Below are 13392 nucleotides of genomic sequence, written 5' to 3' on the forward strand. Positions count from 1 at the left end.
CTGCCTGCGCCGATGGTACTGCACCCGGGAGGGTGTGGGAGAGTAGGACGCCGCCGGCATCAAGTGTGTGGGGAGGCCCCGGTAGCCAGTTTTCTGGTTGCCGGGGCCTTCCCTTTTTTTGTGTGCGTGTGGGTGTGTGCCGCCTGGCCCGCGCCGCCCGGCGGACGGCGACCTCATCGGCCGGGTGGACCGCAGGGCGCAGTGTCTGCGCGAGATACGACCAGGCGGCCGTGTCTGGATCTGCCGGAGCGGCTCGGCAACTGGAATATGATCTACAAGAACTTCAGCCGGTGGTCTGAGCAGGGCTCCGGGCACGGGTTTGGTGAGAGCCCCGTCTCGCGCAGCAGTCCGGTGGGCTGGCGCGGATCGCATCGGCCGTCTCCACGACAGAGCCCTCGCGTTCCTACCCACGCCTGGGCAGACAGTGGACACGAGTATGGTTGCTGCGGCATCGCAATGCGCACTGACGAGACTGCCCGCAAGCACCACGCCGGTCTCTGCCTTGTCGCTGCCCTGCACTGGGTGAGGACCGCGTGATCTCAGTACCCCTCGAATGCCGGAGATTGTGCGCGTTGCGTGGCCCTGGCCTGCGGATTCAGCCCTTCGCACCAGACAGGATACACACGAAATCCGCGTTTGCCCGCCTGTCCGCCCGCTGCGGTAACCCCCAACTCTGCAAGATGGTCGGCAGAGAACCTGAACACCCCGCGCCGAACATGGTCTCCCACGAAGACAAGCAGACCAGCGTTCATCTTGTCGCCAGTGAATGGCTGCGTCTGTCCGTCCGAGCTTCGCCGCCAGAAGGCGACGAAGGCGCCCGGTTTCGACGGGGTGTTCCTGGCGGTCCGGACGTGCCACTCGAGGCCCTCAACCTGTGCCAGTCCCGACTCGTAGTCACTGTTCTGGGGCTCAGCCGCCACCGACACAGTTAAACCTAGCTCGGACGCCCAGAGCTCTAACGCGCTAAATCCCACGAGACCAACCTACCAATCGTTCTCCACGCTGTCTGCGCTGTCCGGACGGGCGGCGGAGGCCCTGAGTACACGGTGGGCGAGTCTAGCTCGTGTGGTCCTCGAGCAACGGCACCAGTTGCTTCATCGCGAACTCGATCGCCGACGGTGAACCCAGGGCGTAGGCGCTGGAGATATCGCGCGGCATGGCGAAGGAATGCCCTTCCTTCGTGGCCGACAGCCGTTGCCAGGCGCTGTTGCCGGCCACGTCCTCCGGGGTTGTCCCGACGGCGAAAGCCACGACCAGGTCCGAGTCTGCCTTCGAGAGGGTTTCATCGCTGAGTTTCACCGAGAAACCGGTGTCAGCGACCTCCTCGTCCGCCAACGTCTTATTCTCCTGGAACCCGAGGTCGAGGAGGGTGTCATAGCGTTCAGAGCCGCGGATGTAGGCGCCCCAGCCGGCGGACGAGAGAGCCACGGTGGAGGCGGTCTTCTCCGCCCATTCGGGGTGCTCCTCGCGGATTCCGGCGACCATGTCGTCGTATCCCTTGTTGATGGTCTCGCCCGCATCGGGACGTCCCAGCGCGGTGGCGATCATCTGCACCTGGTCCTCACGGGGCGTCAGGTAGCTGTCTGCTCCGTCCGGAATACCGACGGTGGTGGCGATGGAGGAGAGCTTGTCGTAGCGGTCCTGGTCACCGGAACTCCGGACGTCGAGGATCAGGTCGGGCTCCAGCGCGGCGATCTCCTCGTACTCCGGCTCCAGCGTGCTGATGATCTCGGGGGAGGAGTCGTAGGCACCCTCCATCCACGGGCCGACGCCGTCTCCGCCGAAGTCGAGCCAGTCGGACGCGCCGACAGGTTGGACGCCGAGGGAGAGCGCAGTCTCTGCGTCACCCCACCCCAACGCCACCACCTTGGTGGGCTGCTCGTCGACGGTGACGTCACCGAACTTGGTCGGTACGGTCTGCGGGAAGGTCCCCTCTGTCTGGACGGCGGAGGTTCCTCCGGTGCTGCCGGAGTCGGGGTCGTCGTCCGAGGAGCCGGCGCATGCGGACAGGGCGAGGGCACAGCCGAATGCTGTGAGCATGCCGACGGTACGTCGGCCGGGATGTGGGGTGACAGTCATGAAGGACAGCCTACGCTGACACAATCATGAACTGAAAGAAACTATCCCAGCAGGTCCCGGCTGGCGATGCGTGCACCTTCGACGAGCGACTCCAGCTTCGCCCACGCGATCTGCTCGTGGAGACGGCCACCGAGCCCGCAGTCCGTGGAGGCGACGACCCGGTCCGGCCCGACAACCTCGGCGAACGTCAGGATCCGGTCGGCCACCGTGCGAGGGTGTTCCACGACGTTGGTGGAGTGGCAGACCACCCCGGGGTAGATCAACGTGTTGTCCGGGAGCGCATGGTCCTGCCAGACACGCCATTCATGGGCGTGGCGCGGGCTGGCACCCTCGAAGGAGAAGCCGCCCACCTCAGCCTGGAGGACTTCATCGATGATGTCGGCGAAAGGGATGTCCGTGGTGTGGGGGCCGTGCCAGGAACCCCAGCAGATGTGCAGACGGGTCTGGTCCTTCGGCAGCCCCGCGAGCGCCCGGTTGATGGCGGCGATCCGGATCCGGATCCATGCCTGGTAGTCGGCGACGGAGGGCTCGGGGTTGATCTGGTCCCATGCCTCGGCGAGGTCGGGTGCGTCGATCTGCACGGTCAGGCCGGCGTCTGTGATGGCCTTGTACTCATGGTGCAGGGCATCCGCACAGGCGTTGACCAGGGCGGTGTCGTCACCGTAGTACTCGTCGGTGAGACGCGCGGCGGAGCCCGGGGAAATGGCGGCGATGAATCCGTCGGAGGTGTTCTTGTCCGCGGCGGACAGCGCATGGGTCAGAAGTCGGACGTCGGCGCCTACCTGGTCGCCACCGATGTAGCCGACCTCGCCGGTGAATTTCGGGTTGCCGACCTTGGCGCGTCCGGTGAAGATACCGGACTCGGGGTCCTCGTAGGCGGCACTGAAGGCGGCGCGGTCACGACGGTCGGGGAAGGACGTCAGGCGGATGTTCCCGGGGGTCGACCGGACCTTCTCCGCGTTGGCCCAGCGGTCGGTGTCGGTCATGGTGAGTCCGCTGAGCCGGGAGAAGATGTAGTTCCACCAGGCGCCGTAGTCCACGGCACCGGAGGTGACGTGTCCGTACTCGCCCTCGTTGATGATGTCGAGCCCGAGGTCGACCTGCCGTCGGACGACCTTGTCGACACCGTCCTGGAGAATGCCGAGGAACTCGTCCTGGCTGATGTCGCCGCTGCTCCGGCGCTGGTTGGCCTCCAGCAGTTCCGGGGTGCGCGGCAGTGAACCTACGTGTGTGGTGCGGATCTGAGTCATGGGCACCATCGTAGTATTTAGTTTCCGGTCTTATGCAGACGCGTCCAGTCAGCAGCGAGCAACCTCTCCTCGGCCAGGTCGAGGGTGCCGTCGGCCTTGCAGAATGTCCACCGCACCAGAGTGTCGACCTGTTCATCGGCCACGGTGACGAAGCTGCTCACCGGAATGGCGGCCACCCCGACCGCCTCAGGCAGGGAGCGGCAGAACTCCTCGGCCGTGACGTCGAGTTCCAACGGGGCGATGTCACTGACCAGGAAGTAGGTGCCGTCACTGTGCAGGACGTGCTGCCCGGTCGCACGCAGGACGCCCGCCAGGCGGTCCCGGCGGGCCCGCAGGGTCTGCCCCCACCGGTCGCTCCAGCGGTCAGCGTTGCCGAGCGCCCACGCCACCGCCGGCTGCAGGGGCGTGACCCCCACATAACTGAGGAACTGCTTGGCCGCGGTGACGGCATCCAGCAGCTCCGGAGGGGCGATCGCCCACCCCGTCTTCCAGCCTGTGACGTTGAAGGATTTCGCGGCGCTGGACAACGTCACCGTCCGGGACCGCATCCCGGGCAGCGTGGCGAAAGCGACGTGGGGACGGTCGAAGGCGAGGCGCTCGTAGACCTCGTCGCTGATGACGACCACGTCGGTGTCGCGTACTGTGCCGGCGATGAACTCCAGGTCCTCGCGCCCCAGGACCGTGCCGGTCGGATTGTGCGGTGAGTTGAGGATCACGGCGGCCGGACCGTCCGCCACCGCAGCGGCGAATCTCTCCCGGTCCAGGTGCCACCTGCCGTCGTCCAGAAGCAGACGCACAGGTCGCGCGACGGCCTCGGCCAAGCCGATGGCCGCGGAGTACGCGTCGTAGGTGGGCTCGAGGACGACCACCTCGCGACCGCGGTCGACGAGCCCGAGCACGGCGGCGGCGATGCCCTCGGTCGCGCCCACGGTGACCAGCACGTCCTCCGGGTCCACGACGTGTCCGAGGCGGCGCTCCCGGTCCTCCGCGACGGCACGACGCAACGACGGCAGGCCACGTCCCGGCCCGTACTGGTTGTTGCCGCCGGTGATCTCCGCGGCAGCCAGCCGCAGCATCTCTGCCGGGCCGTCCTCGTCAGGGAAGCCCTGCCCGAGATTCGCCGCGCCGGTACGAACCGCCTCGGCGGTGATCGTCGCGAAGACCGTCGGGCCGACGCCGGCGACCCGGGACGCCGGAGCACGGGTGGGGAGGTGATGCTGAGATTCCATGCCGCCATAGTATGGGGTCATGAGCATTCAGCCGATTACCGCGACCGGGGCGGACCCCGACGAGACCGTCCGCCTCGAACAGACCGACCCCGCGACGTTGCCGAAGGGACACCCGGTGGACGCCCAGGCAGGCAGGGACGGCATCAGTCCGCGGGGTCAGCTCACCCAGCTGCTGAACTTCTTCGAGGACAGCTACCCGGAGATCTTCCGGTCGTTGACCACCGATGAAGCCGCGGAGTCGCCGGACGGGGTCACCGCCGAGCTCAAGGACCGTACCGAGCGCATGTGGGCTCGGGTACCGGACCTGATCACCCACTGCAGTCTGCTGGTTCTCGGTGCGGGTCTCGACCACGCCATGCCGACGTCGGCGTTCCTGAAGACGGGTCCCTCGGCGGAGCCGGTGACCGTCGCCGGGGTCGGCGGGACCGTGCTCACCCCGAGTGAGCCGACCGGCGCCGTGGCGGTCAGCCTGCACGGCGGGCCCGGCTGGTTCGGTGACGCTGAAGCCCACGACCAGCTCTGGCTGCCGTTGTTCGCCGCACTGGCCGAGAAGTCCGGTGTGACCGTGGTGGACCTGGTGTACCCGCTGCCCGCCTACGGCGAGGGAGCGTCACAGGAGCGGACACAGGCGGCCGTTGCCGCGGCCTTCCGCGAGGTTCGCGGGTGGGGCCGACCGGACCACCGCACCGGCCTGATCACCTTCGGCTCCGGCTTGGGACTGGCCCGGGACGTCGTCGAGGACGCGGACTTCCTGCTGGCCATGACACCCCGGATCTCCCCGGAACTCACCGCTGCTCCTCCGGCACTGTCGGAGGTCCCCACGCTGGTGTCGGTGGCCTCCGAGGACTCCCGGGGGACACCGGCGGAGCAGGTGCAGGACTTCTTCACCTCCAACGCACCGGACCATGAGTTCCGGGCCTACCTCTCCGAGCACATCCTCGGGGTCCCGGACGTGTGGCGGCGGCGGATCAGTGACGACGCGGCATGGTTGGCGCAATGGTAGAGGTACGCGACCTCAACCGGTATGACGCGGACGGGCGGCGCTGGCTCGCCGGGGCGATAGCGAAGGTCAAGGCGGACCAGTGCCGCTCGGCCGACACCCACCTGCTGTCCGTGCCCCTCCCGGAGGCCTGGGGCGTGGATCTCTACCTCAAGGACGAGTCGACGCACCCCACCGGTTCGCTGAAGCACCGGCTCGCCCGCTCGCTCTTCCTCTACGCACTGAGCAACGGGTGGATCCGGCCCGGTGCCCCGGTGGTCGAGGCGTCCTCCGGCTCCACCGCGATTTCGGAGGCCTATTTCGCCCGGCTCATCGGTGTCCCTTTCATCACCGTCGTGGCGGCGACCACCAGTGCCGAGAAGGTCCGCCTGATCCGGTCGTACGGTGCCGACGTCCGATTCGTCGATGATCCGTCCACCGTCTACGCGGTCGCCGCGGACATCGCGCGGGAGAGCGGTGGCCACTACATGGACCAGTTCACCTATGCCGAGCGGGCCACCGACTGGCGGGGGAACAACAACATCGCCGAGTCCGTTTTCCGTCAGATGGCGATGGAACGGTACCCGGAGCCGGCATGGATTGTCGCGACAGCGGGCACCGGCGGTACCTCGTCGACCCTGGGCCGCTACGTGCGCTACACCGGACGGATGACCGGTCTGTGCGTCGCCGACCCGGAGAACTCGGCGTTCCTGCCGGCCTGGGAGGCCGACGACCGGGACGTCACCACCGCGGCACCCTCCAGAATCGAAGGTATCGGTCGCCAACGGGTGGAGCCGAGTTTCACCGGGACCGTCGTCGACCGGATGATGGGTGTGCCCGATGCCGCGGCGATCGGTGCGATCCAGGCGTTGGAGCAGGTGACCGGGATCCGGGCCGGCGGCTCCACCGGCACCGGGCTGTGGGCCGCGCTGATGCTGGTCGCCGAGATGGTGGAGGCCGGTGAGCAGGGCAGTGTGGTGTCACTGATCTGCGATTCCGGGGAACGTTACCTCGACAAGTACTACTCGACGGAGTGGCTGGCGGACCGGGGGATCGACGCCGCGGCCTGCCGCGACCGGGTCCTGGAGTTCCTCTCAGCCGATGAGGGAGGACAGCGACGCACTCGTCTCCAGCAGTGACGCGCGCAGCAGGGTCGCCGCCCCCTCCCGGTCACCGGCCTGCAGCCGGGTGACGATAGTCCGGTTGACCGGTACGAATCCCCCGTGGAACCCGGGATCGTGCCGCTCCGCCTGCAGGAAAACCAGTCGCATCCGGGCGAGTAACCGTTCCATCTCCTCGTTGAGCAGCTCCGAACCGGCCGTCGCGACCACGGCGCGGTGGAACTCCTGGTTCGCCGTCGCGGTCGCCGCCAGGTCGTCCGCCCTCTGGTGTTCTTCGGCCTCGGCGACGATCCGGTCCAGCGCGCCGACATCGGGGGTCTCGCCCCACAGCAGTGCCCCGGGTTCGACGACCGCGCGGGCGAGGAAGAGGTTGTGCACCTCGGCGGCGCCGGGTGAGGCGATGAACACCCCGCGGTTGGGGATACGGTTCAGCACACCGTCCGCGATCAGCGTGGCATAGCTTTCGCGCAGGGTGTTGCGGGAGATACCGAAGCGTTGCGCGACGGCGACCTCGCTGAGTTTCTGTCCCGGTGTGAATTCGCCGGCGGACACGGCGAGCCGGAGCTGCTGGGCAGCGGTCTGGGCGCGCACCCCTACTCCTCCACGACCCGGGCGATCACGTCTCCGCGGGCCACAGTGTCCCCGGCGTCGGCGTGCAGGTGGATCGTGCCCGAGGCCGGTGAGGTGACGGGAGACTCCATCTTCATCGCCTCGACGGTGGCGATCGTCTGGTTCTCCTCGACGGTGTCCCCGTCGGAAACCTGCCACTCCGCCAGGGTGCCGGCGAAGGGGGCGGGGACGTCGCCGGGGTCCCCGTCCCCTGCGGCATCTCCGTCCCCGGACGCTGCACCCCCGCCCTGCAGCAGGGCGGACGGGACCCGCACGTGCTGCAGTACGCCGCCGATCTCGACGGCGAGGGTGGTGCGGTCGGCGTAGATGTCGTCGAACGACACGTCGGCCACGGTGTGCGCGCCGGGCACGTACTCGCGGTCGACCCAGTCGGTGCACATGGCGAAGTCGTCGGCCCCACCGGCCCACGCCGGCTCCCGCACGATGTCGCGGTGGAACGGCAGGACGGTCCGCACACCGTCGATACGGAACTCGTCGAGGGCGGCGCGTGCCCGTCGCAGAGCCGTGTCGCGGTCAGGCCCCCACACCACCAGTTTCGCCAGCAGGGAGTCGTAGCTGCCCGGGATCGTCGACCCGGAGCGCACACCGCTGTCCACACGGATCCCCGGCCCTGTCGGGGGCTCGAAGTGCGACACGGTCCCCGGGCAGGGGGCGAAGCCGTGGGCGACATCTTCGGCGTTGATCCGGAATTCGACCGCATGGCCGTGGGCGACGGGGTCCGCGTCCGCATCGACGGTCAACCGTCCTCCGGCTGCGATACGGAACTGCTCGTCGACGATGTCGATCCCGGAGACGGCCTCGGTCACCGGGTGCTCCACCTGCAGACGGGTGTTGACCTCGAGGAAAGACACGGTGCCGTCCTCGGCGACGATGAACTCCACCGTCCCCGCACCGACGTATCCCGCCGCACGGCACACCTCGCGGGCACCGTCGATGATCCGCCGGTTCTGTTCCTCCGACAGGAAGGGGGCCGGTGCCTCCTCCACGAGTTTCTGGAAGCGACGCTGGGTCGAGCAGTCACGGGTACCGACCACCGCGACCGCACCATGGGAATCCGCCAGCACCTGAGCCTCGACGTGCCGGGGGCGGGCGAGGAACTTCTCCACGAAGCACTCCGCACGTCCGAAGGCTTCCTGCGACTCGCGACCGGCCGCGGCGAAGGCGCCTTCCACCGCCTCCAGTCCGTCCTCCTCGGTGACGACCTTCAGGCCCCGTCCGCCACCACCGAAGGCGGCCTTGATCGCGATCGGCAGGCCGTGCTCCTCGGCGAAGTCGCGGGCCTGTTCCCATGAGGTCAGTGGTTCGGAGGTGCCCGGTGCCAACGGGGCCCCGGACCGCTCGGCGAGCTGACGCGCCGCCATCTTGTCACCCAGGGTCTCGATGGTCTCCGGCGACGGGCCGATCCACACCAGTCCGGCGTCCTGCACTGCGCGGGCGGTACCGGCGTTCTCCGACAGGAACCCGTACCCGGGGTGCACACTGTCGACGCCGGCGCGGGACGCCACCTCGAGCAGCGCGTCGACGTCGAGGTAGGAGGACACCGCGTACGCTTCCTCGGCAATCTCGGTGTGCAGGGCACCCACGTCGGCGTCGGTGTACACCGCGACCGTACGGATACCCAGGTCACGGGCGGCGCGGGCGATGCGTACCGCGATCTCCCCGCGGTTGGCGATCAGGACGGATGAGATGGTGCTCATGTATACTCCTCGAATCTGACCGTCGCGCCGGGCGCCAGCTGGGCTGCGGCGTCGAGGTCCTCGGCGATGACAGTGGCGATGACGGGGTAGCCGCCGGTGACGGCGTGATCCCGCAGGAAAAGGACGGGTTGGCCGTCCGGCGGCACCTGGACGGATCCGGCGACCATCCCCTCGCTCGGGAGCTCCCGGTCGTCGTCGCGGTCCACGGCGGCACCTGACAGGCGTACCCCCACCCGGTTCGACGCCGGACTGACCGTCCATTCCCGACCGGTGAGGGTTTCTGGCCCGCCGACGAACCAGTCGTCACGGGGGCCGGGGACGATGTGCAGCACATCGGGCACGCGCAGCGGATTGGTGCCGTGCCGGGTCGGAGCCACCTGGCCGGAACCCGTCGCGACCGAGGAACCGACGGTGAGTGGGGCCGGCCCGAGACCCGAGAGGACATCCGAGGACAGTGAACCCAGCACCTCCCCACCGTGCCGGACGCCACCCCGTACCGCGACATAGCTGCGCAGTCCGGCCCGTGCCGCGCCGACGCTCAGCGTCGACCCCGCGGTGAGCAGCAGGGGAGAGGCCAGCGCCCGCCTGCGACCGTTGACCGTGACTGCGGTATCCGCCCCGGTGACCGCGACCACCACGTCCTGCACGGCCGTGAGTGTCAGCCCGCCGATGTTCTCCAGGACCGCGTCCCCGGGACGGTTGCCCACGACGTCGTTGGCGACCTGTGCCGAGGCCGTGTCAGCGGCACCGGACGTGGTTACCCCCACCCCGGCGTGGCCCGGGCGACCGGCGTCTTCGACCAGTGTGAGCAGACCGGGGTCCGTCAGTGTCAGGGAAGGGCGGTCGTGTCCGCCGCCGTCGCGTTGCGGCGTCGTCGGGCGGACCTCCACCCGTTCCCTGACCGCCCGGTACACCACGCGGTCGCCCGGACGGATGAGGGCAGGCTCCTGCTCCGAGGCGTCCCACACCGGGGTGGCGGACGTGCCGATCAGCTGCCAACCGCCCGGTGAGCTACGGGGATACACCGCAGAGAACTCGCCGGCCAGACCCACGGCACCGGCGGGGACCTCCGTGCGGGGAGAGTCCCGGCGTGCGACGGACGGTACCGCGTCGCCCACACAGTAGGTGAAGCCCGGTGCGAAGCCACCGAATGCACCCGTCCACGTCGACGAGGTGTGATGCTCGATCACCCCGTCGACCGTCATACCGAGCTGGTCGGCGACCACCTGCAGGTCCGGGCCGTCGTAGACGACGTCGACGGTGACCGTCCGGTGGTCCCCGCCAGCAGAGGCCCCGGAGGGACGCGTTGTCCTGAGCTGTTCCAGTGCACGTGTCGCGGAGGACGGCGAATCAAGCACGACGAGGACGGTACGGGCCGCGGCGACGACATCGCGCTGACCGGGCAACGGGTGGGCGCTCAGGTGGGCATGCCAGGCCATCGCCGTCGACAGGTCCGGGAGGTCGACCAGGAGCGCGCGGGTGCCGACCCGGTGGACAGGTCTCGCGTCGGTGGTCACAGGAAACTCCTGATGTCGATGCTGTCAGCGTGCAGCCTTCCGACGATCGCACGTGACAACTCCACCGATCCCGGCGAGTCGCCGTGGACGCAGACGGACTCCGCGTCGACCCGGAGGACTGTGCCGTCCACCGCGGTCACGGCACCGGTGGTAGCCACCTGCAGCACGCGCGCTGTGACCGCGTCCGGGTCGGTGATCACGGCGTCCGGCCGGGACCGGGACACCAGGGTGCCGTCCGGCATGTAGTTGCGGTCGGCGAACGCTTCCCGCACCACCCGCAGACCTTTTCTCTCGGCGAGGTCGATCGCAACACTGCCGGGCAAAAGCATGAGCGGCAGGTCACCGAACGATCGCACACCGTCGACGACCGCCCGGGCCTGCGACCTGTCGTGCACGATGGTGTTGTAGAGCGCCCCGTGGGGTTTGACGTAGCTGACCTTCGTCCCGTGGGCCCGGGCCAGCGCATCGAGTGCGCCGATCTGGTAGAGAGTTTCGTCGGCGAGTTGGGCGGGTTCGATGTCGAGGGCGCTGCGTCCGAAGTGCTCGGGGTCCCGGTAACCGATGTGCGCCCCGACGGTGACCCCGCGTTCAGCGGCGGCCCGGACAGTGGCGGCGATGTCGTGGGGGTCACCCGCGTGGAATCCGGTGGCGACGTTGGCACTGGAGACCAGGGCGATCATGGCGGGATCGTCGGCCACGGCGATGCCACCGGTGGTCTCGCCCAGGTCGGCGTTCAGGTCGATGGTGGCTGGACCGTTGTCGTGCATGGTGTCGTAACCCTCGCTCTCAACGACATTGTTGAACAAAGTCAAGCCTAGCGGAATTGGGGAGGGGGACTGGGGGAGGCAGGTTGATCATCGCACCCCATCACCATCTTATGTTCTTAAAAGGCCTGGTCAGATTCCCAGAAGGAGCTGAAGGGGTGCGAAATCCAGCCGGCCGCAGTAACCGCCGCCCCGATCCGCTGCCGCGTCGGCTACTCTGAACCAGTGTCCACGGGGGTGGGCCGAACAGAAGTGCGGGGGGAAGACGAATGGCATACCGGGGGACACACCTCGACGATGACCTCATCCGTAGCTGGCCTAAGTCGGATGCAGACCGGAAGCTCCGGCGTCCGGACACCCGGGAGAACATCGAGGCCGGCCTGCGTGGCCGCGGGGACATCACAGAAAACTTCATCCGGGCCGGTGACCTGTGGGTGCCCAGGGCGGCGGCCAGGGATCCTGCGCTGGTGGCGTGGGGAGCCGCCGAGCATCCCCGTGGCCTCGCCTATGATCTTGATGCCTTGACCAGGGTGCGGATGGCGCTCATCCGACGACCGGACTGGATCGCACACAGCTGGAGTGCCGCCCGGCTCTGGGGGATGCCGTACTTCTGCGACGACGCAGACACCTGCGTCCTGTCCGGTGGTCGGCGTCGGGCAGCGACGACTCCGCAGGAAGTCTCCCGGTTCCGCAAAGAGGGGACGCTGGCGGCGGTCACGCCCCGCTGGCGGGTGGACAGTGAGATGCCGGAGCTTCAGGTCACGCCGCCGGTGCTGACCGTCATCCACTGTCTGCGGTCTCTTCGCTCCGGCGACCATGCCTGGCGTGTGGTGCCCGGGACGGGGTTGGATGTGAAGCGTGTCCGGGCCGTGCAGTTCATCGATGCGTTCTGTGCCTTGTCCGGGTGTGATCCGCTCCGCCTCGTCGCTGCGTGTGGTGACCATTATCCCCGGCGGGATCTGGCGGGGATCGCGGCGTTGGCGGACCGGGGTGCGGAGTCGCCGATGGAGACCGTGATGCGGCTGCAGGTGCGCCGGATGTTCGGGGAGGGCTTCATCTCCCAGCTGGTGATTCGGCGGGACGGTACGGTGGCGGATCCGGTACACACGACGGACGCCACCGGCCGTGGCGTCGTGGCGCGGGTGGACCTCGGTTCGCCAGCATTGAAACTTGCCCTGCAGTACGACGGTTCAGAGCATCTTGACCGCCGTCGACGTGACACGGATTCCCGCATCTCTGCGGAGCTGGCGAACCTGGGGTGGCACGTTCTGCGGCTGACCTACGGCCATCTCAGGGACCCGGACCTCCTGGAGCGCACCATCGCGGCCGGCATCGCATTGTGCCGGCGCCGAGGGACGCCGAGGATCGGGTGACTATCGCACCTGATAAGGAGGTAATGTTTCCAAAAGGCCAGGTCGCAGCTCCATCAGCGAGTGATGGGGTGCGATAAACCGCCGGCTCCGGAGACCGGCCCGAACCTACTCCAGCTCGAGCAGCAGGTGGCGCGTTTTCTGCACGTCCTCGAGTCGGTCGATCAGGGACTCCAACCGCGACCACTCCGACTCCGGGATGGCCTTCTCCGCCTCAGCCACCACGGACCGGACCTGCGTCCCCCACGCCACCGGCATGGGGGAGATCTGCTCCCAGTGGTCCTGATGCCCCACGGAGCGCATGCCGGTGACCGCCATGGCAGGGACCCTCTCACCGACCTTGCGTTCCACCCCGGGGATCGAGGTCACGGTGCGCAACGCGAGAGCCGGACGGGACCTGGCGGTACCGGTGGCGGCGGTGTCCACCAGCGACATCAGGACGACGTCGCGCGGATTGACCTGCGCGATCACGGTGGGGGCCAGCGGGTAGGCGTCGTAGTAGCGTTGCGGCGAACCGAGCTGACGGGGGAACACCGGCACCATGATGAAGCAGATCAGTGCCATGATCACAGCGGCGATGCCCACGATCACCGCCCAGCCGGCGTCCACGACGACGAAGAGGATCACCGCGGCAGCGACCATGATCGCCCCCATCAGACCGGCCGACCACTGGAATCGGCGCGAGTCGCGGAAGAACTCGTTGTGTTTGCGGGCGAAGGGCTCGTCGACAGTGAAGTTGAAGCTGACCACGGTGAA

General features: G+C 68.3%; 12 protein-coding genes. 3 read left to right on the forward strand and 9 right to left on the reverse strand.

What is annotated here, in order from left to right; translation table 11 throughout:
• Positions 1-539: 539 nt before the first annotated feature.
• From FS507_RS15280 to FS507_RS15295, 4 genes are all read right to left on the reverse strand, one after another.
• Entirely contained in the window at positions 540-974 is a 435-nt protein-coding gene (locus FS507_RS15280) for a MepB family protein (protein ID WP_145943642.1), read from the reverse strand.
• 82 nt (positions 975-1056) lie between these two features.
• Positions 1057-2079 (reverse strand): iron-siderophore ABC transporter substrate-binding protein, encoded by a 1023-nt coding sequence (locus FS507_RS15285; RefSeq protein WP_145943643.1) that lies wholly within the window; start codon positions 2077-2079, stop codon positions 1057-1059.
• 41 nt (positions 2080-2120) lie between these two features.
• Positions 2121-3338: a cobalamin-independent methionine synthase II family protein gene (locus FS507_RS15290; protein WP_440130366.1), complete on the reverse strand. Its 1218-nt coding sequence runs from the start codon at positions 3336-3338 to the stop codon at positions 2121-2123.
• Positions 3339-3346: 8 nt separating this feature from the next.
• Positions 3347-4558 carry an aminotransferase class I/II-fold pyridoxal phosphate-dependent enzyme gene (locus FS507_RS15295; protein WP_145943644.1) on the reverse strand — a complete coding sequence of 404 codons (1212 nt, stop codon included), beginning with the start codon at positions 4556-4558 and terminating at the stop codon, positions 3347-3349.
• A 19-nt stretch (positions 4559-4577) separates the two neighbouring features.
• Between FS507_RS15295 and FS507_RS15300 the strand changes: the two genes are divergently transcribed.
• A complete protein-coding gene (locus tag FS507_RS15300) occupies positions 4578-5561 on the forward strand; it encodes a hypothetical protein (protein ID WP_186314719.1) in 984 nt (327 codons plus the stop codon).
• Complete coding sequence (locus FS507_RS15305) at positions 5555-6676, forward strand: PLP-dependent cysteine synthase family protein (RefSeq protein WP_222121443.1); 1122 nt, start codon at positions 5555-5557, stop codon at positions 6674-6676. The genes FS507_RS15300 and FS507_RS15305 overlap by 7 nt, the downstream gene beginning before the upstream one ends.
• On the opposite strand, the gene FS507_RS15310 is transcribed toward FS507_RS15305, so the two are convergent.
• The 4 genes from FS507_RS15310 to FS507_RS15325 are packed head-to-tail and all read right to left on the reverse strand — an operon-like array spanning position 6632 to position 11269.
• Positions 6632-7249, reverse strand: coding sequence for a GntR family transcriptional regulator (locus FS507_RS15310; RefSeq protein ID WP_145943646.1), 618 nt, complete (start codon positions 7247-7249; stop codon positions 6632-6634). The two genes, FS507_RS15305 and FS507_RS15310, sit on opposite strands and share 45 nt — an antisense overlap.
• A gap of 2 nt (positions 7250-7251) precedes the next feature.
• Entirely contained in the window at positions 7252-8985 is a 1734-nt protein-coding gene (locus FS507_RS15315; RefSeq protein ID WP_145943647.1) for an acetyl/propionyl/methylcrotonyl-CoA carboxylase subunit alpha, read from the reverse strand.
• Positions 8982-10502 carry an urea amidolyase family protein gene (locus FS507_RS15320; RefSeq protein ID WP_260853557.1) on the reverse strand — a complete coding sequence of 507 codons (1521 nt, stop codon included), beginning with the start codon at positions 10500-10502 and terminating at the stop codon, positions 8982-8984. The genes FS507_RS15315 and FS507_RS15320 overlap by 4 nt, the downstream gene beginning before the upstream one ends.
• Positions 10499-11269 carry a LamB/YcsF family protein gene (locus FS507_RS15325; protein ID WP_145943661.1) on the reverse strand — a complete coding sequence of 257 codons (771 nt, stop codon included), beginning with the start codon at positions 11267-11269 and terminating at the stop codon, positions 10499-10501. Before FS507_RS15325 ends, FS507_RS15320 begins: the two co-directional genes overlap by 4 nt.
• A 266-nt stretch (positions 11270-11535) precedes the next feature.
• Here FS507_RS15325 and FS507_RS15330 point away from each other — a divergent pair, with 266 nt between their 5' ends.
• Entirely contained in the window at positions 11536-12639 is a 1104-nt protein-coding gene (locus FS507_RS15330; RefSeq protein WP_145943648.1) for a hypothetical protein, read from the forward strand.
• A gap of 105 nt (positions 12640-12744) precedes the next feature.
• Here the strand turns inward: FS507_RS15330 and FS507_RS15335 are convergent, their stop codons facing one another.
• Positions 12745-13386 carry a DUF3239 domain-containing protein gene (locus FS507_RS15335; protein WP_145943649.1) on the reverse strand — a complete coding sequence of 214 codons (642 nt, stop codon included), beginning with the start codon at positions 13384-13386 and terminating at the stop codon, positions 12745-12747.
• Between the last annotated feature and the right edge of the window lie 6 nt (positions 13387-13392).

Origin of the sequence: Corynebacterium glyciniphilum AJ 3170 (assembly GCF_007673095.1) — a bacterium.
GTDB lineage: Bacteria > Actinomycetota > Actinomycetes > Mycobacteriales > Mycobacteriaceae > Corynebacterium.